The sequence below is a fragment of the Paenibacillus sp. FJAT-26967 genome, assembly GCF_001541095.1.
Taxonomy (GTDB): Bacteria; Bacillota; Bacilli; order Paenibacillales; family NBRC-103111; genus Paenibacillus_F.
Genome location: NZ_LMXH01000001.1, coordinates 2110137 through 2133161, shown reverse-complemented (window position 1 = coordinate 2133161; position 23025 = coordinate 2110137). Strand labels below are relative to the sequence as shown.

The window sequence follows — 23025 nt, the reverse complement described above, 5'->3', positions numbered from 1 at the left end:
ATTCACGACTCCTTTTTAGTGGACATTTGTACAACAGGGCTGCGCAGCACATCATGGATGAGCGACACTACCTGCTCGGTATGTTCATTTATGAAAAAATGACCTCCTTCGAACTCATAAAGTTGACAGCCCCGGCTGCCATATGAGGCCCACTCCAGAAGGTTAAAACCTTCGGTCGCTTTATCCTCTTTTCCGTTGAGTACGGATATATCACAGTGAATAAGCTCCGCTCTGCTCTTGAAGCAGTGCGTTTCCACCAGCTCCAGATCTCTCCGCAGTCCTGGCAAAAAGAGTCGCAGCAGTTCCTCCCGCTCAAATAATTCGTCATCGGTTCCGCCAAGCTGCCTAATTTCTTGCTGAAGTCTTGCATCCGATAGAAGATGCAGTGGAAGACTCCTGCGGGCATGAGGGGGATAAGTCCCCGAGACGAATAAATGGAGGGGCTCGCGCCCTCTCTTCTTCTTGACGGCATGCGCCAGTTCATAAGCGATGAGGGCGCCCATACTATGGCCGAAGAAAGCAAAATCAGTTTCGTCCAGCTCTTGGTCCAGATACCCGTATAAATCCTCGACCAGTTCATCCATGCTGCCGTAATGGGGTTCGAGCAATCTTTTCCCCCTTCCGGACAATTCGACGGGATGCAATTCGATATCGCCGTGCAGATGGCGTTTCCATCTCGTATAAATGGTAGCGGAGCCTCCGGCGTAAGGCAGACAGAACAACTTCATTTTCATTTAGATCACCTCCTCTGCAGAAGCGGGAAGAACCGGCCCGCAGCGGCGTTTCACTGATGGAAACAACCAGACTGCAAGAAAGAACAGGAACGCCATTCCGACGAATAGGTAGAGCGCATAGACGAGCCAGATGACCGTCACAGGCGACCATACCGCGACTACGGCAAGCGGTAAGCCTGCAAAGGCAGCCTCGAGCAGCAGCCCGATTCCCCACAATGAGGTCCCGGTCAACAAAAGCGCAGCTCCCAGACCTACAAGCCTCCTACCTTTTGGCGGAACGAAAATGCGCCTCTGACGACGAATTTGTCCTGGTATTCCGATCGTTTTACCAGCCATCATAAGCATGAAGACACCGATAAGGCTCAGCACGATCATCGAAATGCGATCAAGCTGCGGATAGAAATCCGCTGCAGCGGGCGGAAGCTCTTGCTCCCGCAGCAGGCTCATCAAACCTTGGCCGATATGAAACGTATAGGCCGAGTTGATGTTGGCAAGCACTCCCACACCGAGCTGCTCTTGCGGGCGCATTATGAAATAGGACGAGAAATTAGGGTTAGATCCCTGGTGCGAGAGCTCTTTGCCGTCCGCCGTTACAAACCATCCTGCGGCATAGTAGGCTCCGCTCGCGTCCGGCCCTACGCTCGTATCAGGCATATGGGAACGTTCGATGATGTTCCGCTGCGCCTCGGAGATACTCCTCGTTCCGAGCTGGAGCAGCAGCCACTGCCCGATATCGTCCGCACTGGAGACTAAATAACCGGCGGGTGTGTTTCCCCTGTAAACGGGTGCTTCGTATAAACGAGGGGAGCCGAATCCGATCTTATATCCCCTGGCGAGCATCTGCGGGTTATTCAGCTGTGCGGCAGTCACCGTGTTGCTCATGCCAAACCGCTGCAGCATTCCAGACATGTATGCCTCATATGACATACCCGATACTTCCTGGATGACCAATCCCAGAACATCATAATTAATGGTCGCATATTCATACTTATTCCCTGGCTGGCCGCTCAGCTCCGTACCCGATAACGCCTGCACAGTCTGTTCCAGCGCCTGCTCTCCCGAGCTGATCGGGATGGAAGCGAGCGAAGCGAACGGCACCCCGCTCGTATGGTGCAGGAGATGACCCAGCGTCACCTTGGCCGGCTGTCCTTGATAGGTTAGCGACAGCCACGGAATATAGCGGGTGACCGGATCGTCAAGGCTAAGCGCGTTGTCACGCTCCAGCTCTAACAAGGCCAGGCCTGTGAATGCTTTGGAAGTCGATCCCAATTCAAATAATGTCGTGCTTGTTGCCGGAATCCCGGCTGCACGATCAGCCTGTCCGAATCCCTTCGTATAGACCACACGATCCCCGCTTACGACCACAACTGCGGCTCCCGGGCTTTGCGCCTTCACCAGTTGGTCCTGCACGAACTGGTCGATGGCAATCGTATCTATATTCGGCTGTCTTGGCGGAGAAGGGGCTCCGCCTTCGGCGGCTGCAGCCGGCGGACTGACTAGCAGCAGCATCATCAGTACATAGAAAACAAGTTTCTTTACCACGATTATCCGCCCCTTTATTAATTGAAGAGTACGTCAAGTTCTTCTTGTGCGAGCTTGACAGTCTCAAAATCAGAGGGCGTAAAATCAGCCTGTCCCCTGTCTGAGCCTAGTTGAATGACTTCAGCCAGCCGCTGCATAAAAACTTGGATTAACTCGTCCATAGTATCCCGGCTGAACATGGCTGTGCTGTATGTCATGCGGATCTGGAGCCTCCTATCCGTAATCATGGCTACCACATCGGCCAGACAGGATAACCTGTTGCTTGGGCATGTATCTCTTCCGGTATCGTCCCCGGCAATGGCGAGCACAGGGCTGTGCAAATGATTATCGATTTCGCCCATATAATTGAAGCGGAGCAGGCTGCCGCCGGTCTTCGGGATACTGCCTGAACCATATGCCAAGATGCCATAGTCAATTCCTTTGTTCGGGATTGAACGAAGCTGCCCTTTTATGCTCTTGATGATCCCCGCTGTTTTTGTTTCAGCCATCAAGAGATTAACGGGATACAGCGATGTGAACCATCCTACGGTTCTGGATACATCCATGTTCTCGAACAACTCTTCGCGTCCATGTCCCTCCAGTTCGATCGTGATTTTATTCTTGCCAGTGATAGCGCTCACGGCCATTGCCAGCGAGGCGACCAGCAAATCGCCCGCATGAGTTCGGAATGCGGTGTTCGCCTCCCCCAGCAGTTTGCTCGTCTCCTGCTCGGAGAGCTCCCGGATTAGCGTATCGCATACGGCAAGCCGATCATCATCCGAAGGAAAATCCGCAGCAAGGCTGTCTTCTGCGTTCTCTGCGACCGACTTCCAGTAGTCGAGATGTTCAAGTGCCCTCTCGCTGCCATAAGCGTCTATGGCATCCGACCATATTTGAATCGAATGCGTTTTATTCGGCAGAGTCACAACCGACCCGCTCAAACCCGCCTTCAGCAGACGGTCTAAGTCTTCCAGCATAACTCGCCAGGATACGCCGTCTACGATCAAATGATGTGCTGTCAGCAAGAGACGTTGTCCGTGGTTTCCTTCATCAAATACAAGCGCTTTGAACAGCATACCCTGCCCGAGCCGCACACTTGCTTTGAACGTTTCGGCTTGTTTCTTCAAAGCCGCAGCCCGCTCATCCTCCGGAATGCCGGCAAGATCGAAGTGCGCAAGCTCCACGTCCTCGCGTCCGACAGTCCGGTAGACCAGGCGGCCGGCATCAACCTGCAGCCTCAAAGTGTCATGATGGCTGATTAATGCAAATAATGCGTCATGAAGCTGATCCATCGTTACTGTTTGCGTTAGGCGGAGCAAAACTGACTGCGCGTAGTAATGAGGATTATTCCATTGTCTTGTAAAAAACCACGATGTAATCGGCAGCGGCTTAACTTCCCCGTGACTAGGCCCTTGCTCAATCGGAGCCGCCGAGTTTATTTCAATAAGCACAGCCAGTTCACGGATAACCGGATAGCTCATAATTTGCTGCACCTTAAGCTGATAACCTGCCGACTTCACTTTCGATACAATTTGTATCGCCTTGATTGAGTCACCGCCCAGCCGGTAGAAATTGTCCTGAACCGTGATTTCTTTCAACCGGAGTACATCCTGGAAAATATCCATTAACATTGTTTCGACTCCACTGGTCCGTCCGGTATCGCTTGTTTCGATGTATTGCTCCGGATCAGGCAGAAGACGTCGGTCCACTTTACCGTTCGGGGTAAGCGGCAATTGATCGAGACGGACAAAATAAGCAGGTATCATATACGAAGGCAGCACTTCTGCCAGCTTCATCCTCAGCTCCAGAGCCGTAAGAGGTCCCCTGGCTACATAATAAGCGGCAAGCTGCTGCTGTCCGTCTTCTCCGGTGCGGTCCATGACAACGGCTTTTTCAATGCCGTCTATTTCAAGGAGCTGATGCTCGATTTCCCCCATTTCAATTCGGTATCCTTTTATTTTGACCTGATGATCGATCCGGCCTAAATAAACGATGCTGCCATTCTCGTGGCGTACAGCCAAATCACCCGTCCGGTACATCCTTTTTCCCATAAGGAAAGGATTAGACAGAAATCGCTCTTGAGTCAGCTCATCCCTGTACAAGTAGCCCCTGGCAACCCCGTCCCCGGATATATATATTTCGCCGACCGATCCGTTTGGGACAGGCTCCAGCTGCTCATCCAGCAAATAAATCTGCACATTATCAATCGGCTGCCCGATCGGAACGGATACCCCTTCGTCGCCCGCAGGATCATACCGGTAAATCATACAACCGACTACGGTTTCGGTCGGTCCGTACTCGTTTAGGATTTCAATACCGCCCCGACTGTTTTCATAAATGTCACGAGCCAGCGAGCATTTCAAATCCTCACCGCCCACAATGAAAGTACGGACCGTGTAAGCGCTGAAATCCATGTCTTTGATTAGAGCCAAATGAGCCGGCGTCAGCTTGATAACGGTAGCCTTGTTGTCTTCCACAATTCGTTTGACAATAAAGTCCCTTCCGTCATCTTCATAGATTTCGATACGGCAGCCGCTAATCAATGGCGCGAAGATAGAGGTCACGGTCAGATCAAAAGCAATGGAGGAATACAGCGCAAAAACATCGTTTTCCGAGCGGATATACGTTTTGGCGGCCCACCAGATGTAGTTCACCAGTCCTCTGTGCTCGATCATCGCACCTTTGGGATTGCCTGTTGATCCTGAGGTGTAGATCATATAAACCAAATCGTCTGCCGTACTCATGACAGGCAGATTATTCCCGCCCTTGTTGTACAGACGTTCATCATCGAGTGCAAGAACCTCACCCTTGTAAGACAGCTGCTCCCATTCCTTGCCGCTCGTCAGCAGCAGCGAAGATCCGCTGTCCTTCAAAATATACTCGATCCGTTCCTTCGGATAGTCGGGATCGATCGGAAGATAGGCCATTCCGGCTTTGATAACCGCCCAGATCCCGACAACGATGGACAGAGAGTGGCGGCCCATGACAGCTGCCGGTGTGTGAGGGCTGACCCCTCTCTCCAGTAATGTTCGTGCCAGCCGGTTAGCGCGTTCGTTCAGCTCCCTGTAGGTAAGCGATTGCCCCATATGTGAAACGGCAATGCGGTCCGGAGCCCGTCCGGCTTGTTCTTCAAACAGCTGCAAGATCGTTTTGTGCGAAGGATATTCGCAATCCGTAGTGTTGTACGTATATAGCAGCTTCGTACGCTCATCCGGCAGAAGCAGCTGCAAATCCTTAAGTACGGCATCGGGACGGCTCAAGACTTGATCGGTTAAATAGAGAAGCCGGTCATGTATTTCATCGATCTGCTTCTCCGTGTAATCGCCTTTCTTATAATCGAAGTACAGCTCCAGTTCCTCATCCGATGACCATTCGGTGACGATGAGCTGCAAGGAATACAGCTGATTGCCGTTATTCACTTCAATTTGCTGCATCTTCCATCCAGGACCGAATTTCCTGTCGAATGCCGTATTATAATAGTTCACGCATATTTGAAATAATTGATCCAATCCCCGCTGCTGAAGCTGAAGATCCTGTACGAGCAAGTTATAAGGATATTTCTGATGAAAATAACATTGGATCAGCTCTTGGTTGACGTTATCTATGAACGAAGAGAAAGAAATCTCACGCTCGATGTCAATGAGAAAGGGCATCGTGCTGGTAAACATTCCGAATGTATTTTTTTCTTTGGCCCCCGTACGGTTTAATACAGGAGTGCCTATCAGGAGGCGGTTTTGTTGATTCGTTTTGTGGAGATAAAGGAGCATCGTTGCTACGAAAAAAGTATTCAACGAAATATGATGGGTTCGTGCAAATTCGCGGATGGAATCGGAAGCAGGCCGGCTTATCGAGAATTTTTTGCGGTTGCCTGCGGTGCCGATTGCTGTATTCTGAAGATCAACGTCATGGATGTGATCGAATTTATTATTCCAATACCTTTTATTTTTCATAAAGCGAGGAGATGACAGATACTTATTCTCTTGCTCAATATAGTCCAGATAGGTAGGGCGGGATTCCTGGCGGACTTCCTCCCCTTGCATCAATTGTGTATAGATTTGGTTGATGTGCGTCGTCATCAATTGAAAAGACCAGCCGTCCGAAATAATATGGTGGAATTTTGTCAGATATGCGCTTTCTGTCTCGCTGATCCTGACAAGTGCAAAATCATACAAATATTCTCCGTCCAGTGCCAGCGGTTTGGCGAACTCCGCACTTACCCAGTCATCCACATCCGATTCCAGGGCCATAAAATCGATTAGCGGGAACGTTCTCCTGCGATATTCCGTCACCGTCTGCTGAACGGATCCGTCCTGCTCGACTACCCTTATGCGGACGGCCTCATTAAGCCGGATGAATTGATTGATTGCTTCCTCCAGTAAAGAAAAATCTACGGGTCCGTAAATTTTGATGAGTCCTCCGATGTTATGTATGCTCGTACCCGGGTATATATTTTCTACATACCAAATACGTTTTTGCGGATGCGTCAGTGGATAGAGCTTGCATGTCTCCAAAGAAATAACCTCCAATCGGAATAAGTTACGAATACTAGGAAACAACCTGATGATCCAGCGCTTTCACAACCGTTCCCAATATTCGTTTTTCGCTTTCCATGATGTGAGTCATTTCGTCGAGTCCCTGCTTCAGAATGTAATCCTCTCCCGTTAAGGCATACTTCATCAATAACTGGCGCAAACCGAATGCCTGCTCTTCTACCGGCCGGAAACACTCTGCAAAATCCGGTGAAAGAAGTCCCTGCTCACATAAATAACGCATCCGCAGTCCCATCATTTTCTTGTGCTCCCACAGAATGTGGATGGGCCGGATATCACGTTTACGTACAAGTACAGGCATGTTACGAATGAGCGCATCATAAACATTGAGACCGAATGCCGCATCCAACGGGCCCGCCGTACCCCGGTTACGCAACGAAATATTACTGCCTGCTATATATTCTTCCAGTGATTCTTGAATGAACGCCGAATCTAACCGGTAACTTCCCGATTTATTGAACTTATAGAGGTAGATTTGTTCTTCATAATTGTCCGTCCATTCGAGATTTTGGAACCCTTCCTCCATTTCATGGTACGGTACCACGGTCTTCTGGAACTGCATCTCCTCATCGTAGCCGAGAACAAGGAATGTTCTGCTCGCATCATCGTAACCGTAAACCAGAATATCGTGAGCATAATGAGTATGTTGATAGACTCGTCTCCGAGGGATATAGAACTCATCCACATGAAGAGAGATCGTATATTTGGATTGGATACTATTTATCAGAAATTCGGTAATTCCAGGCTGTGAATCCAGCAAGAAGTCGCGCTCCAGTTTTTGTGTGATCAGCCATGGACAGCGGATAAAATCTTCACCGTAGAAGGTCATAGGCACAGAGCGCGAAGCCGCCTCTCCATCAAGATCCTGATGACAATATAGGTGGATGAAATTGCTGTAAAACCATGGCAGCGCCTCCGTGCGTGTGAGTACCGTACAAAGGGGATATGCCAGATACTGATATCCGACAAGAGGCGGGATGCTCAATTCCAGTTCCTTGATACCCAAATTCATACTCACTTCTTTCTTGTATCAGTTATTTTGTAAAATAATGAATCATCATAGGTTTACCTGTAAATAAATAAATTAACTAATTTATGTAATTTTTTTATACATCTATACTCCCATAGATGTATTTTATTGTCAATATCCAATAAATTTTTATTACATAATTTTCACTCCCTTAATATGTAAATGTTTATTATATGAACAATTACCTAATGTATTCTTTCTCTCACAGAACCCAAAAAAAGAGCAGAGGCAGGGCCCCTGCTTCTACTCTTGCCTGGAACGGATTACAACGAGCTTGAAGCTTGAATAACCAATGATACAAGATACCCGGGGTCAAAAGGATCCCCTTGGCGCAGCTTCAAAGTCTTTCTCTCCGGCGGACCATCGAACTTATCTTCAGGAAGCTCCAGTACGGCGGCATTAAAAATCGTAAAGCTGACTGCATCTTTGGAAGTCGAGATCACAGCCGCATATTTGCCGTTTTTCAAAAAATGCGGCTTTTTATACTGAATACGTTCCTGTACATCCGGTATGGCCTGGTGGACAACCTCACGCAGCTTAGCGGACAGATCTCTCTGCCAAGATTCTTTTAGCGCTTCAATAAATTCGTTTACTTCCTGATTCATTTTGTTTACTCTCCCTTAGTATAGAATAATATTAAATTTTTATTAATATGCTCATCCTGTCCTTGAGGCAGCGGCCGCTCTAAGCCTCCCCCACTAGTATGACGAACGGGATACGCCGTAATCGACACGCAGGACCCAAAATTATTCGGCCGCTGCATTCCTGCATTCAGCTGCACGATTCAGCAAAAGCTCCTGCTCACGGACATTTCGCGTCATAGAAGCCGCCCGTTCGAATTCAGAACAAGCTTCACCGAGCCGGCCCAGCTTTGCCAGAAGATCGCCACGTACGCTCGGCAGCAGATGGTAGCTTTTGAGGGAAGATTCGCCGCTAAGCGCATCGACAATTTGCAGGCCGAATGCCGGCCCGAACGCCATAGATATGGCAACCGCCCGGTTTAACTCGACTATCGGTGATGGCGCTGCTCTTGACAGGGCTTCGTACAAAGCTGCAATCCGAATCCAGTCTGTCTCAGCTGACGTGGGCGCTTGGGCATGGCAAGCCGAAATTGCAGCCTGCAGTGAGTATGGACCAAGCGGGCATCCAATCTTACGACTGCGTTCAAGTGCAGCTAGACCCCTTCGTATCAGCAGCCGGTCCCACTGTGCCCGGTTTTGATCCATCAAAAGCACGGGTTGGCCTGCAGGATTGACTCGCGTCCTCAACCGCGAGGATTGAATCTCCATTAAGGCAACCAGACCGTGAACTTCGGATTCATTAGGAGCAATCTCAGCGAGTATTCGGCCCAGTCTCAGCGCCTCCTGACATAGCAGCGGCCGGATCCAGCAATCCCCTGAGGTTGCGGAATACCCTTCGTTAAACAGAAGGTAAACTACCTCAAGTACGGCAGACATACGGGCACTCCGTTCATCTCCTGCAGGCACTTCAAAAGGGACCTTCTCCGCGCTGAGGGTTCTTTTGGCCCGGACAATCCGCTGGGCGATCGTTGATTCGGCTGCAAGGAAAGAGCGGGCAATTTCATCCGTGGTAAGCCCGCATAACAAACGAAGCGTTAGGGCAACTCTGGCATCCTGCGATAACACCGGGTGACAGGTCATAAAGATCAGACGAAGGAGATCGTCACCGATCTCCCCGTCCAAAGCTTGGTCCATCTCTTCTTTCGTATACAAATCCATACTGTGGGCGATCTCTATGTATTTCTGATCCCGAACCTTAGCTCTGCGCATGAAATCAAGCGCACGCCGCTTCGCTGTCGTCATCAGCCACGCTCCCGGTTTGTCTGGAATACCGGTTTCCGGCCATCGCTGCATGGCAGTTACCAAAGCATCCTGAGCGAAGTCCTCGGCCAGGCCAACATCTCGTACCATTCGCATTAATCCCGCGATAAGCTTAGCCGACTCCATTCTCCATATCGCATCAATAGTTCGGTAGGCACGGGAAGACGTCACGCTTTTTTTCGCTCCTCGACCTGTTTGCGGAGTTCTGCTTCTTTTGCCAACGATTCGGTATCATTCATTAGGTCCTCGACCTCAAACACTTGTCTCAGTTCAATTTCACCCTGTCCCAACCCATGGGGATCCGGCATACGGAGTGCCCATTCTACCGCTTCTTCTCTGGATTTCACTTCGATCAACGTGTATCCTGCTATTATTTCTTTGGCCTCCGTGAACGGGCCATCGGTTACCTTTGGTTTGCCCCCAGGCTCGGGGTAGGCAATCCGAATACCGTTTGAGGTAGGCTGCAGGCCATCCGCAGCTAACAGCACACCTGCTTTTACTAATTCTTCATTATACTTCTGCATGGCATCGATAAGCTCCTGGCTGGGCATAGTACCCGCCTCTGAATCCGTTGTTGCTTTGACAATCATCATAAATCTCATAATGACTCCTCCTTATATATGACGAAGCATGTATACTGCAATGAGTCCGTTCTTCTGTAAATCCGCTTCTATCTCTACGACGAACAAGAATTGACCAGAATCGACCGCATTCATAATTTTCTGTGGTAGGAGAAAAAATTTCCTGCCTATTCAACAAATGACTTTTAGAACTAGTTACACATAGCAAAGTCAGTGGTTGCCCAGAAAGAACGTTTTAAGTTCCGATGAAATTAATGCTGCCTGCAGCTTCTTCGTATGGCCCAGTCCCTTTTTACTCAGCAGCCGCGCATGAGGAAGCACATGAGCCAGCGCCTGGGCCCCATGCCGCAGTCCAGCCGGGCTTTCCGTGCCTTCGAGCACCAAGACAGGCATTGTGACATTATTCCAAATCCCGGTTGGCAGCGGCTTTCCCTCCATATATCCGTCTAACAGAGCCGCATCATAGGGCAGGGTGTGGGCAACAGCCGTGAGTCTAGGCCATACGCCCGGCATCACGCGCATGAGGCTGACAACCAGCGAGGGCGCCCCCATGCCCTTTGTCATAAAATATCGGATAGCCTCAGCCCTTCGATTATCCGCAAGAAGCTCGCTGACATGCCTAGCAAAGTCAATTGGCGGCTTATGATCGGCAGCATGGACAACGAATGGGGGTTCATGCAGCGCTAATTTAGTCATCCTTACCCCACTCGCTGCCGCTTCCAGGGCAAGAACCGCCCCGGATGACAATCCCCACACATTTGCTGACCCGCCCGCTTCATCAATCAGAGCCTGTAAATCTTCGATCTCACGGGCAACGGCATACGGCTGAGTGTCTCCACTGTCGCCTCTGCCCCGGCGGTCGTAGTTATAGACTGTGAAGTGCTCCGATAACAGATTAGCAAGCCGCACCTGGCCGGGAAATTTTCTATAGCTGAATGCACCCGCTACAAGTATAAGGGCCGGCCCATGACCAACTTTGTCATAGGTGATTTTCGTACCATCCTGGGAAGTTATTGAATACATGTGAAGTCTCCTTTGTTGTGTGACAGATTGTTAGATCTAGCTTAAAACGGATAACAGTTTTTGGAAAGCTTTTAGTGAAAATGCGCCGTTTGGATGTGCGGATTCACCTGGTGAAATCAACCTTTATTAAGACGACGAATCACTGACGGCAAAATCGACATACTGCAAATAATTTTTTCTATAGACAGTCGGGAGGACATTGAAGGCTGTTCTTTGGATAAAATGCAAAAGAGCCCTTGCGATCGATCGCAAGGGCTCTTTTGTTAGAACAAGAAACATCTCCGCTTACAATTAAAACCCTTAGGCCAAAATACGTTTCAAGAACATGCCTGTGTAAGAAGCCGGCACTTTGGCTACCTGCTCCGGCGTACCTTCAGCTACAAGCTTGCCGCCCGCTGCGCCTCCTTCAGGTCCGATGTCGATCACCCAGTCGGATTCCTCGATCAGCTCCAGACTATGCTCGACTACGACAACGGTATTTCCCGTGTCGACCAGCTTATCGAGCAAGACTTGCAGCTGTTTGATGTCAGAGGGATGCAGGCCCGTCGTCGGCTCATCCAGCAGATAAAGGGTATGGCTCTTGGGCGGTTTGCTCAGTTCTTTGGCCAGCCTGATCCGCTGTCCTTCGCCGCCCGATAAGGTTTTGACCGATTGCCCCCATTGCAGGTAACCAAGCCCTACCTCACACAACATTCTGATTATGCCCGCAATTTTGTTCTCCGACTGGAGAACCGGCAAACTTTCCTGAATCGACATATTCAGCAGATCAGAGATGGAGAAACCCTGATACTGAACCTGCAGCACCTCATCTGTAAATCTCCTACCTTTACAGTCGTGGCACTTCACCTCCAGATCAGGAAGAAAATTCATATCGACAGACAGCACACCCAGACCTTGGCATGTCTCGCAGCGGCCTCCCGGCGTATTAAATGAGAAGTGCTTGGATGTCAGTTTTCTTGCTTTGGCCTCCGGCAAGCCTGCAAACATCTGTCGGAGGTGTGTAAATACATCGGTATAGGTTGCGACATTCGAGCGCTGAATTCTACCCATAGGCGTTTGATCAAAGATCACGATGTTGCCGACATGCTCCAAGCCCGTTATTTCCTTACAACCGGTGTACTCCTTTTCTTTGGAACCTCCTTGCGCAAGTATATCGAACACAAGTGTAGATTTGCCCGAACCCGAAACGCCGGTTACGGACACTAAACTGCCCAGCGGAAAGGAAACGACGGGAATATGAAGGTTACGTACTTGTGCCTCCCTGATCGTAATATGCTGTCCGCTTCCCTTTCTGCGGATGCGTGCGGGAGATGGAAGATTTGCTTCCCTCAAATAGGCACCCGTAACCGAAAGATCGCTCGCCATCAAATCTTCGAGGCTGCCTTCCCCTACCACGCTCCCCCCATATGGACCGGCACCGGGTCCGATATCGATAATATGATCGGCAGCACGCATCATCTCGACATCATGCTCGATAACGAGCACGGTATTGCCCAGATCGCGCAGCTCCTGAAGCACCCGAATGAGGCCAACCGTGTCCCGAGGATGAAGACCTGTCGTTGGTTCATCCAGAACATACAACACGCCGGTCAGTCCTGAACCGAGCAAGGACGCCAGCCGCAGCCTCTGCGCTTCTCCGCCGGACAGCGTTACCGTCTGCCGGTTCATGGAAATGTAGCCGAGACCGACATCCATAATCCGTTTTAGCCGGGTGGGCATGTCATGGAGGATCGGCTCAAGCAGATGAAGTCCTTCGGCCGGTATCACTGCCTCAAGCCCTTTCGTCCACTCATAAACGTCACGGAGTGACCAATCAGATACATCAGAGATCGTGGCATCCGCTACCCGAATATTACGTATTTCTTTTTTCAGACGGGCTCCGCGGCACTCCGGACAAAGCTGTTCATGGAAAAAACCGCCGTCTTTTTCCTGCGCGCCCGCTTCACCTTCCTTTTCCTTGTAACGCCGCCATAAGCTAGGAATAACACCTTCAAATTTAGTTCCTTGGGGCGGTTTCTTATCCGGATAATGACGCTTGAATGCCTCGCTCTCAACTCCGTAGTACAGCAAATCACGCTGAATTTCGCCATACTCTTTCAAGGGCTGATCAGGGTCAATCTCGAATCCGTAATGTTTGCCGGCAGCCACTAATATACGGATCTGAATATCGCGATGGACACCGTTCAGCGAGGCTACTCCTCCTCCGCGTAAACTAAGCTCCTGATTGAATACCGCCGATTCCTTGATGGTTGCCACATGCCCAAGCCCGCCGCACTCTTCGCATGCTCCCTCCGGTTTGTTAAAAGAGAAATGTGGCATTCCCAGCTTCTCAAGCTGCGCATGACAATGCGGACAGCTTATCATCTGAGAGTCCATGTCCTCGTCTTCCTCCGCCAATAACCCTGCCGGCTCAAAAGAAGGCGGAATGCTTCCGCTGCAAGATGGGCATACCCGCTCCCCCAGCCGTGAAAAAATAAAACGGACATACGTATAAATGTCTGTCACAGTCCCGACTGTCGAGCGCGGGTTGCGGTTGGTGACATGCTGTCCGACACTAATAGATGGGGACAGTCCTTCAATAGACTCGACTTTCGGCTTGCTGATAGAATCCGACGTCAACCCCATGGATTCCATGTACTGTCTCTGGCACTCCCGCTGAAGCGTATCCATGGCTAAGGTCGATTTACCCGAGCCTGACGGTCCTGTAAGGACAACCAGCTTGTACTTTGGAATTGTAAGAGAAAGATTCTTAAGATTGTTTTCCCGCGCACCTTTAATAACTATAGCTTCTTTCACATAAATCCTCCTCTTGCTTCATTTTAAACGTATAAACTTATAGTTGAAGGGCTGACATTCTGAGTCTTGGCTTGTTTATAGCTTTATTTCTTGCCCCTTTGCAATTCCGTTATGATTTCGATACAATAAACTTTGTTAAAACGTAAGTAAATCTAGTATCTCGAATATCTTATATCTCGATAATCGAGATATATTACATCTTAAAAGGAGGGGATATCCTTGTCAAGTGATCGGCAAGCTCAACCAACAGATCTTCAGGAAAATTTTACTTTGCGCATGCGGGGCCTGGGGTCCCGGACTGTCCTATACCAGCAAAATGCAGCTTCCTCTCTAGGCTTATACAATAATGATTTTTTATCCGTAGATATCCTTCGTGAGAAAGGTCCTATTACCGCCGGTGAACTGGCTAAACTAACGGGACTTGCTACAGGAAGCGTTACTACATTAATTGACCGGCTTGAAAAAAACGGTTTTGTCCGCAGGGAAAACGATCCAAACGACCGCCGCAAAGTGATTATTGTTCCTTTGTATGAAAATAAAGAAGAGGTCAGCAATACGTACCAACCTCTTCACGCCGCCATGATTAAACTGGCTTCCTCCTATACGGATGAAGAGCTTGAGTTCATTACTCAGTTTCTAGATAAAGCAAGTACGGTGCTGGAAGAGCAGATTCATCATCTGAGCTCCGCGGCACGCGGCAAATCTCATTCCTGAGTCTTATATCAGAGCCTTCCAATATATACCTCCTCGTTTGGAACATAACTAACAAAGCGGACGCTGCCCGTTCGAAGGAGCGTCCCCCTTGTTTCATTATTCTCCCTTCCAGAATTGATCCAGAAGTCCATCTGCATTTTATATATTCAACGCAAAAAACCGCCAAACTTGGCGGCTGGTTGTTCATATCCAAAACTTTATATGCAGCTACAGATTTTTATCTGCAAATCGTTTTAATAGTTGAATCGTATTAAAATGCATGCCTTCGTGATAGATGGAAAAGTTCACCAATTCCCCAATTGTCTCAAAAGTTAATCCGTTGCCCAAAGTGAAAGGTTTCTGTATAGGTTCGCCTAAGCGGCTTTGTAAGGTTTGCCGAATACGTTTGGGCTGGTCTGCCAGCAGTTCAAGTAACTCCTCAAGTTTTGGAGCTGCCTCATTCCAATCCGCAGGTTTGGTGCCTTTTGCAAACAATCGATCAAAGTTCTCCGGGAGCTGCAAAGGATCTCCAGAGAAATAAAAGGCGAACTTCTCTTGAACCGAGTAAATATGTCCCAAATTCCAAATCACATTATTGTTGAATCTTTCTGGTATGACAGCTAAAGTTTTCTCAGATATACCTTCAACAGCCTGGATAGTAAGATGACGTACAAATTCAATTTGTTTGAACACGACTTGATCCATAATGCGCCTCATTCCTTTTAAAATGGGTTAGTTGTCAGAATGGAAAATATAACCATACGCTATTATTTTAACACGGAATAAATGTAACAGGGGGAAAAGTTAAGTACTCACCTTTAGTCATTGATTCGTCTGGCTTGCCTCCTTCTCTTGTCTGCCTTAAATAGCTGGCATGATGTCGCCTCCGTTAACTGGAATATACGCGCCCGTAATAAAACTAGCAAGATCTGATGCCAAGAACGCATTGGCGATTCTCCTGACTCTCCATACAGCCCCCAAATATAATTCCACTTGCATACACGTTTAATTTAGGTCGGTTAAATTTTTATTGTTTACATAATATTAATTACGTAAACAATAAAAGAGTGCGATGGAAACATCCTTCTTTTCTATGACTCATGACCTGCTATCCTTCCTTTGGTGCCTCCCCGATTAAGCCGAGCAGAAACATTTGAGAAAAGCGTATCCTTTATAAGTTTTCGAAACACAAGAAGGAATTGTCAGATCAAGATCCAAGTAAGTGGTCAGTATTTGCTGAGTGAATTCTTTTGGATTCGTTAGGGAATATTCCTGCAATTGTTTGGCAAACTCTCTGCTTACCTTATCTCTACCGCCAAGAGCTTGCTGCAATTGGTATCCCGCCCTCCATTATAAATTTTTAATGGATTCACGTTATAAACACAATGTAGATACAAAAACTTTAATTTAGATTTCCCTCACTATTAATAGTACGCAATGGTTTCTTCGTATAAATACTCAACCTAACATAAATAGAGATGTTCCAGTGATGGAACATCTCTTTCGTTTGGATTTCTGCATTAAAATACCATTTAAATCATGACCATTATCTCCGCATCCCTATAACCCGTTGCCTTTACTTTAAACTTATATTGAGTACCGGGTATTATCATACCCATCCACGGGATCATAATTCTCCCTGGAATTGAGAGATTATAAGTCGGCGTTATAGGCTGATTATCCCATTCAATAGCCGTTATTTTACTTCTCCAGTTCGCGTCATCGATGAATGAAAATTCTACCATAAGCGGCGAAGCGAAACCCGTTAATATTGGCGGCATAGATTCTGCCAGGGTGACATTAAATTCTGTATAGTTGGTTCCGCCTTTTCCATCATTTGCGGTCACTCTAACGACAGTTGAACCGTTTAACAAGGGTGTAATGGTAAGGTCTGTACCATTGACGGTTACGGTTGCTTTACCCGGATCGGAAGATACAGCCGTATACGTCATGGCATCGTTATCCGGATCGCTAAAGACGTTGGCCAGATTAATGATCCGATCCCCTAATACAATAGGAACCATGACCGGAGTAATCATATTCTGTACAACTGGCGGCTGGTTAACCAACACCGGTATTTTCAATCCCGCTATTACTGCGCGGGCCGATAATGACGTATGGGTTGCCGTGTTGGTCCCTGCATATGAAATTGCAGCCAGAGCATTCTCAGCCGCTATCCGATCTGCCGTACCTGCCGTCAAATCTTTCCCCGCAGCTACCGCGTTCTCTAAAGCGATAACCAGAGCTTCTGCTGTATCGGCAGCTGTCAGGGCTGCAACCGCTGCGTTAACTCGTCCGATAACGGCATCCTTGGTTCCGGTTGTTACATTTGTATAGGAAATAAGAGCCGCTGCCGTATCTGCTGTCAGTCGATCCGCTGCTGCCGCCGACAAATCTTTGGTATCCGCAACAGCCGCCTCTAAAGATTCTACGTTCATCTTTAAAGTATCGGCTGTGTTCATTAAGGCGGCACTCGTGTTAACGCGATTCGTCAATGAGACTTGAGTAGCGCTGTTAAGTCCGGTGTAATTAATCTCTGCGAATGCGGTACCCGCCAATACACGATCTGCTTTTCCCGGCAGCAAGTTTTTGGTATCCGCAGTAGCGTTCTCCAATGCCGTTACCTTTCCTGTTGCTTGGACTGCTGTTGTTAGGAAAGATTGGACAGCATTCAGCCTTAATTGGAATTCGTCTTTCCGGGTTGCATCCGCAACAGCAGATACTAACATTTGGGCGGATTGAAGGGCTTGATTAACTGGCGTCAGATTCTCTGTCCTACTAAAATCTTTATCCTCAGCCGATAATTGTTCCGTTGCGATTACGGCAACCGCTACCGGATCAGCTTCCACCGTTATTGTAAATGTCCTCTGAATCGTTCCACCTTTTCCGTCGTTTGCCGTGATTGTAATCGAAGCGGCCCCGACTGAAACCGGTTTAATATATATCTTGCCGTCCACAGCTGCTGATGCAATATTCCCATCCGTGGAAGTCACGGTAAACGTTAAAATATCCCCGTCCGGATCACTGAAATGCGCTGCCGGATTTATGCTGATTTTGGTTCCCCCTGCCGTACCCGTTTGATCCGTGATTTCTTGGACAACGATCGGATTCCGATTCCCAGGATCATAGGTGACCACTTCCGAGATCTGCGGTGATACTTTGCCTGTTCCGCTAATAATAGCATTATCTGATTGATAATTAATTTGTATGCGAGCTAAATAATTCACTGCCTGAGAAAGCTTTAAGCGTACCTTCGTACCTTCCACTCGCACTTCTTGCAGCGGAAGAGGAGATGCCTGCGGGTCATCCGCATCAAGAATAACAAAATCGTTCAGGGCCGGGATCGAATTTGAATCCAAGTCTTCCTGATAGGTAATCACCAGCGTATCGGCACTGGTAAAGGATACGGCAGGCTGCCCCATTCGAGGAACACGCAGCTCAAGGACAGAACTGGGCACGGAAACATTCGAGCTGGTATCGACAGCATATACTTTGCCTCCTCCTGTGCTTGGGACTGACGGTGCAGGTATGTTGGGTGTAGGCACAGGTGCCGGCTCCACTGGTTCCGGCTTCTCCGGATTAGGTGGAGTTGGATTTGGAGCTGGGTTTTTCTGTACTTCTGAAAGGAATTTAATCGCGACGGATGCGACTTGCTCTCTGGTTGCACTGCCTTTGGGACTGAAAGCACCATTCTCATAGCCGACTATGAGGCCTAGTTCTACCGCTGCTCCTACTGCATCCTTAGCGTAATCGGCAATAGAATCCGCATCGCTGAATTTCAGATCAGCCGCTTTACCGGTGATATCGATTCCTAATGCACGCACGAAAATGATGGCCATATCCTGACGGGACAGATTCTGACCGTTCCCGAAAGTTCCGGCTCCTTGTCCTTGAATTAATCCGGCTTTGGCTGCCGCCTCTACATATGGAAACGCATAATGAATGACCGGAATATCTGCGAACGTCGGTTGGGCTGGTGCAGCGGATATATCAAGCTGCAGCGCCTTTGGGCAGGAAGCGCCAAAGAACAAAACAATGCAGCGGTAGTGACTACTTTAACCATATTCTTCTTCATCATTGATCCCCTTCTACACCTCTGATTCTAACTCATATGAAAATTATACCTCCTAGGCCTGAACGGATTCTGAACATTGAATCTCCTATTGGTCCCCGCTGCAATAAAAAAACCGCGCTGCGCGCGGATCTCTTGTGAATATTCTTGTCTTCGGTGCAGCCAGCCGGCTCCTAATGTACTTTCTTCCTGCCCAGCTGCCCCCGGACAAGGGCTAATATTAAATAGTACAACGGAATCCCGTTAATGGCTACCCAGAAAAAAATGAAACCAGCCTCTGTTATTTCCTTCTGAAACCAGCTGATATTCTGTGAGTACTGAAAGGCAGCCACGGTTGCTGTTCCTACCAGTATTGCATTAAGAGGTTTTTTCTCTTGCAGCTTAAGAAGATGTCCTATACAGGCCACGCCCACATAGATCAGGAAAGCATCATGAATAATCATGGACGTTGCCCACAAACCAATGAAGACAGGATCTGCATGGCCGATCAGCCCCGTGAAAGAAGTCCCCCGGATTAATTGAAGAATCGGATACTTGAGTTGGCTTCCGTAATGAATCCCGAAATTAAGGAGTACGAGAAGCCACGTCAATAAGACGGAGAACGTCACTAGCGTGTTAGATAACAACAGATTTCGAAGTGTCTTCTTATCGAAGGGGATCTGCGGCGCAATGAACAGGAATATGAACCACTCTCCGATCCATGAAATTACACTGATGACATCATTGAAGACAATGCGTGAATCGTACCGGGTTATAAGTGCTGGAAGCATCTGATAATCCGCATCCGCGGAGAAAAGGATTAATAAAAATACAATCCCCAGAAGGATGATGATAAAAGTGCCATCCGCAATATAAACCAGTGTTGCAAACCCCCATCGGGCCGTTACCAAAATAACAAGTCCGATCATTAATTGAAGCACCCAAGATGGGGTTTCTCTCATATAGATGGTTCCATAAAATAAACTGAACTGTTCAATGTCCAGAGAAACATAATAAACACTCCAGAATACAAGCAGGAGAAGAACTGCCCTATGGCCCCATTTCCCGGCGATTTTCTCGCCGAAATCAGCCCAGGATTGCCCCGCTGTCATTTTGCCTAATTTGTGAGTACAGAGGATTAGCACAATGTTAACGGCTCCGCCAATTACTATTCCGATCCACCCTTGGTACCCGGAAGAAGCGATCAAGGGCGGAATCATAAATGCCAGCGGGATTGTAAGCATATAAATACATGCGAACCGGAAAGTCTGAAACGATGTCGTATGCATGGATGCACCATCCCTTTCACATGTGTTTGCTGTAAACCAGACTACTACGGATTACATCCAGCCGAGTAAATACATAATCAATCGGATCGGACTCGGCCACCATGGGATAATATTCGCCGCTAAATTCCAGACCAGCATCAGCGAAAAGAACCACCAGAATGCTTTTTGTCCGCCGGAAGGTTTATTTGCACGCTGTCTCCACTCGAATACAGCTATGACTGCAAAGCAAATGGCGAGCACGGAAGACACATCCTTTCAGTCGAACAAACCCGCGCCTGATCGTCTACGGCTGATTGGTAATATGAGTGACATCCACCTTCGCTTTGACTTGAATATCACTTTGAGTCTTGTAATAATCCGGCCAATCCTCACGGACTTTATTCCAATATTGGGGATAATTCCATTCCAGGAGCAATCCTAATTTCAGAGTGTCCGAGCCGTATTTCTTCGTCAACCTTATCGCAGAATTAAGATCCTTCTCAATTTTAGATGCAAGCAGTTTTGCAATCATAAGGGTCCGTTCCGTATCGCTTCGCCGCTTCATATCTTTGCTGTAAATCAAGTTCCCGGTAGCTTCGAGATGTATGGTAAACTGTGGACCCCGCTCAGTCATCTTCACTTTACGGGTGGCCTTAAGTTGATCGAGCAGCACACCCCCCCGGCTTTTTCCTTCATCCCAGGTGACTGAAAAGACTTGTCTGCCCAGCCGCCCTGTGGCCCAAGCGACTGCTCTAGCTTCTGGAGCGTCCAAAGTTCCTGTCATTTTGTCTCTTTGGTACAGCGCTGCACCTTGTATCCCCGCCCACTTCTGCATCTTCTCATTCTCTCCGGGCATAGTCTCGAAGCCGATCGACATATAATTCGTCCCGAAGCCTACATTAGATGAGTAGGCTAAGAGAGCTTCTTTCACACTGGTACTGAACATGGTGCGCTGTAAGTTCATTTTACGAAGGACTTCGGCAGGCATTTGTTCATAGAGAGGAGTCAATTCCGCTATATCTTTGGCTTTATGGGGAGCCGTGGCCAGAAAGGCGCTGATATGGAAGCTGTGCTCTTTGCTTATCCAATCAAGTAAATCTCCAATCCCAGACTCAGCATAATCCCGGCCGACGATAATTTCGCGGGTATGACCGAAATTTATACGACGGGTAAGGTCTTTTTGAATTTGACGAACGGCATCCGGTATCGTTACATCCGTTTTGGAGACCATTGCGTATGATTTCCCGTTCGCACCGCTGCTCCCTGCCTGCTGGCCAGCCATCATCCGGTTGGGTAGAGGACTGCTTATGGTAACCTCTACTGTTCCCGGCTCCTGCCCTACATCTACATAAATGGCGAATACGAAAATTTGTTCATCCACTTCAATTTTGGACCAGCATCCGCTTAAAAGTATGACGGGAATCATAATTATCAGCCATTTGGAGGATTTCACTTCAACTTCTGTCTCCTTGGATTCCGTGTCGTGTAAGCAGTTGTTCTTGCCTTCATAGCCGGTGCCGGAACCCGGACAAATATATCTTTCCAATCTTTAAAAACTAAAGGAGCCAGGGGCTGCATATAGGGGGCTCCGAAGGTATTCAGATTGGCCAAGTGTCCAAATACGATAAACGTTGCAATAAAGACACCGATCAGCCCCGTCATTCCGCCTATTATAAGAAGAGGGAACCTGAGCAGACGAAACGCCAGTCCGAGCTCGAAGTGAGGGATAATGTAAGAAGCTATTCCCGTAACCGAGACCACAATCACCATAGGTGCGGAGACGATCCCCGCCTGTACTGCGGCTTGTCCGATTACAATTGCACCGATGATAGAGATGGTTTGTCCGACAGGTTTGGGAATACGCGTTCCTGCTTCGCGAAGCCCCTCAAAGGTCAGCTCCATAATGAGCGCTTCCGTTAACGCGGAGAATGGAATGTTCTCCCGGGCCGCTGATATCGTCACCAGCAGCTCCGTCGGAATCATCTCCGGCTGGAAGGTTGTAATCGCCACATACAGTGACGGGAGCAGCATGGAAATAATCGCAAAGAACATTCTGACGATCCGAATCCAGCTGGCAGCCATATAACTCTGATAATAATCCTCAGAGGATTGCATCAGAGAGAACAAGGTAACCGGCACCAGAAGTGCCGATGGCGTCCCGTCCTGCATAATCCCGACTCTTCCTTCCAGAAGGGAACCGGCGACAGAATCAGGACGCTCCGTATACTGGAATTGAGGGAATGGAGTGCGAATCCCTTTTTTCATTAGTTCAGCCGTGTAGCTGATGCCAAGGACTCCGTCAATGGATAACTGATCGATTTGCTGATCCAATTCCTCCACAATTTCCGGCTTACATAACCCTTCGATGTATACGATATAAATGATCGTTTTCGTATAGGTTCCGACTTCATATCGGATTGTCTTCAAACCGGGATGTTTAATTTTGTGTCTTAGCAGAGATAAATTCGTGTTGATATCCTCTATAAAGGCCTCTTGGGGACCAATCACAACGAGTTCGTTTTTGGATTCGGAAACGGCTCTTTTCTCGTATTTCACAAGATCGAACAAATATATTCTGTGAGCTTCATTCAAGCACAGAAGGACCTTCCCCTGAACCAGCTGATCTACAGCCTCCTCCGTGGTCTGGGCCAGTACGGAAGGCAGTGGAATCAGCGTCCCCTGATCCAGTCTCTCCACCAGATTCCCGGTATTCACTTGTAAACCGGATTCTTGGATGAGGACAGCGGCAATTCGTTCCTGCATGACAGGAACATTAATAATGGATTCGATATAAATAAGTACACACGTATGACCGTGAATGAGAAAACTCTGATAGACAATGTCCTCATTATCTGTGAGTTGTTCTTTCATATACTCCATTAATGTTAGGTTCATGGCCATAAGCTTTTTCTGCTCCTGACAATTCATTCTTGTGTA

At 48.3% G+C, this 23025-nt stretch carries 16 protein-coding genes and 1 pseudogene; 1 reads left to right on the top strand and 16 read right to left on the bottom strand.

The annotated features are described in order from the left end of the window. Window positions 1–2: 2 nt before the first annotated feature. From AR333_RS09305 to uvrA, 9 genes are all read right to left on the bottom strand, one after another. A complete protein-coding gene (locus AR333_RS09305; RefSeq protein WP_068774973.1) occupies window positions 3–734 on the bottom strand; it encodes a thioesterase II family protein in 732 nt (243 codons plus the stop codon). Beyond that, complete coding sequence (locus AR333_RS09300; RefSeq protein WP_068774972.1) at window positions 735–2276, bottom strand: serine hydrolase; 1542 nt, start codon at window positions 2274–2276, stop codon at window positions 735–737. A 17-nt stretch (window positions 2277–2293) separates the two neighbouring features. Beyond that, window positions 2294–6766 (bottom strand): amino acid adenylation domain-containing protein, encoded by a 4473-nt coding sequence (locus AR333_RS09295; protein ID WP_253735759.1) that lies wholly within the window; start codon window positions 6764–6766, stop codon window positions 2294–2296. 34 nt (window positions 6767–6800) lie between these two features. Next, the gene (locus AR333_RS09290) at window positions 6801–7817 is read right to left on the bottom strand and encodes a BtrH N-terminal domain-containing protein (RefSeq protein WP_253735758.1); all 1017 of its coding nucleotides are present in this window, start codon (window positions 7815–7817) and stop codon (window positions 6801–6803) included. Window positions 7818–8098: 281 nt separating this feature from the next. Next, window positions 8099–8440 carry a DUF1801 domain-containing protein gene (locus tag AR333_RS09285; protein WP_068774970.1) on the bottom strand — a complete coding sequence of 114 codons (342 nt, stop codon included), beginning with the start codon at window positions 8438–8440 and terminating at the stop codon, window positions 8099–8101. Window positions 8441–8581: 141 nt separating this feature from the next. Further along, complete coding sequence (locus AR333_RS09280) at window positions 8582–9847, bottom strand: RNA polymerase sigma factor (RefSeq protein ID WP_068774969.1); 1266 nt, start codon at window positions 9845–9847, stop codon at window positions 8582–8584. After that, the gene (locus AR333_RS09275; RefSeq protein ID WP_068774968.1) at window positions 9844–10278 is read right to left on the bottom strand and encodes a YciI family protein; all 435 of its coding nucleotides are present in this window, start codon (window positions 10276–10278) and stop codon (window positions 9844–9846) included. Before AR333_RS09275 ends, AR333_RS09280 begins: the two co-directional genes overlap by 4 nt. 189 nt (window positions 10279–10467) lie before the next feature. After that, entirely contained in the window at window positions 10468–11280 is an 813-nt protein-coding gene (locus AR333_RS09270; protein WP_068774967.1) for an alpha/beta fold hydrolase, read from the bottom strand. A gap of 300 nt (window positions 11281–11580) precedes the next feature. Then, window positions 11581–14076: an excinuclease ABC subunit UvrA gene (uvrA, locus tag AR333_RS09265; RefSeq protein WP_068774966.1), complete on the bottom strand. Its 2496-nt coding sequence runs from the start codon at window positions 14074–14076 to the stop codon at window positions 11581–11583. A gap of 276 nt (window positions 14077–14352) precedes the next feature. On the opposite strand from uvrA, the gene AR333_RS09260 reads away from it, so the two are divergent. Beyond that, on the top strand, window positions 14353–14790 hold the full coding sequence (locus AR333_RS09260; RefSeq protein WP_253735797.1) for a MarR family transcriptional regulator: 438 nt from the start codon (window positions 14353–14355) through the stop codon (window positions 14788–14790). A gap of 207 nt (window positions 14791–14997) precedes the next feature. Here the strand turns inward: AR333_RS09260 and AR333_RS09255 are convergent, their stop codons facing one another. From AR333_RS09255 to AR333_RS09230, 7 genes and pseudogenes are all read right to left on the bottom strand, one after another. After that, window positions 14998–15474: a DinB family protein gene (locus AR333_RS09255; protein WP_068774964.1), complete on the bottom strand. Its 477-nt coding sequence runs from the start codon at window positions 15472–15474 to the stop codon at window positions 14998–15000. A gap of 156 nt (window positions 15475–15630) precedes the next feature. Continuing rightward, window positions 15631–15723, bottom strand: a pseudogene (locus tag AR333_RS25355) (short-chain dehydrogenase); the annotation flags it as partial. Window positions 15724–16301: 578 nt separating this feature from the next. After that, window positions 16302–18800 carry an S-layer homology domain-containing protein gene (locus AR333_RS09250; RefSeq protein WP_068774963.1) on the bottom strand — a complete coding sequence of 833 codons (2499 nt, stop codon included), beginning with the start codon at window positions 18798–18800 and terminating at the stop codon, window positions 16302–16304. Between the two features lie 214 nt (window positions 18801–19014). Continuing rightward, window positions 19015–20109 (bottom strand): GerAB/ArcD/ProY family transporter, encoded by a 1095-nt coding sequence (locus AR333_RS09245; protein ID WP_068774962.1) that lies wholly within the window; start codon window positions 20107–20109, stop codon window positions 19015–19017. 51 nt (window positions 20110–20160) lie between these two features. Next, complete coding sequence (locus tag AR333_RS09240) at window positions 20161–20349, bottom strand: hypothetical protein (RefSeq protein ID WP_068774961.1); 189 nt, start codon at window positions 20347–20349, stop codon at window positions 20161–20163. A gap of 43 nt (window positions 20350–20392) precedes the next feature. After that, entirely contained in the window at window positions 20393–21541 is a 1149-nt protein-coding gene (locus AR333_RS09235) for a Ger(x)C family spore germination protein (RefSeq protein ID WP_156430851.1), read from the bottom strand. After that, window positions 21538–22989: a spore germination protein gene (locus AR333_RS09230; protein ID WP_068774960.1), complete on the bottom strand. Its 1452-nt coding sequence runs from the start codon at window positions 22987–22989 to the stop codon at window positions 21538–21540. The genes AR333_RS09235 and AR333_RS09230 overlap by 4 nt, the downstream gene beginning before the upstream one ends. Between the last annotated feature and the right edge of the window lie 36 nt (window positions 22990–23025).

Coding starts and splice junctions, on each gene's coding strand:
- AR333_RS09245 (WP_068774962.1), bottom strand. CDS start 20,109: ATGCATACGACATCGTTTCAGACTTTCCGGTTCGCATGTATTTATATG.
- AR333_RS09285 (WP_068774970.1), bottom strand. CDS start 8,440: ATGAATCAGGAAGTAAACGAATTTATTGAAGCGCTAAAAGAATCTTGG.
- AR333_RS09305 (WP_068774973.1), bottom strand. CDS start 734: ATGAAAATGAAGTTGTTCTGTCTGCCTTACGCCGGAGGCTCCGCTACC.
- AR333_RS09255 (WP_068774964.1), bottom strand. CDS start 15,474: ATGGATCAAGTCGTGTTCAAACAAATTGAATTTGTACGTCATCTTACT.
- AR333_RS09275 (WP_068774968.1), bottom strand. CDS start 10,278: ATGAGATTTATGATGATTGTCAAAGCAACAACGGATTCAGAGGCGGGT.
- AR333_RS09230 (WP_068774960.1), bottom strand. CDS start 22,989: ATGGCCATGAACCTAACATTAATGGAGTATATGAAAGAACAACTCACA.
- AR333_RS09260 (WP_253735797.1), top strand. CDS start 14,353: ATGCGGGGCCTGGGGTCCCGGACTGTCCTATACCAGCAAAATGCAGCT.
- AR333_RS09270 (WP_068774967.1), bottom strand. CDS start 11,280: ATGTATTCAATAACTTCCCAGGATGGTACGAAAATCACCTATGACAAA.
- AR333_RS09290 (WP_253735758.1), bottom strand. CDS start 7,817: ATGAATTTGGGTATCAAGGAACTGGAATTGAGCATCCCGCCTCTTGTC.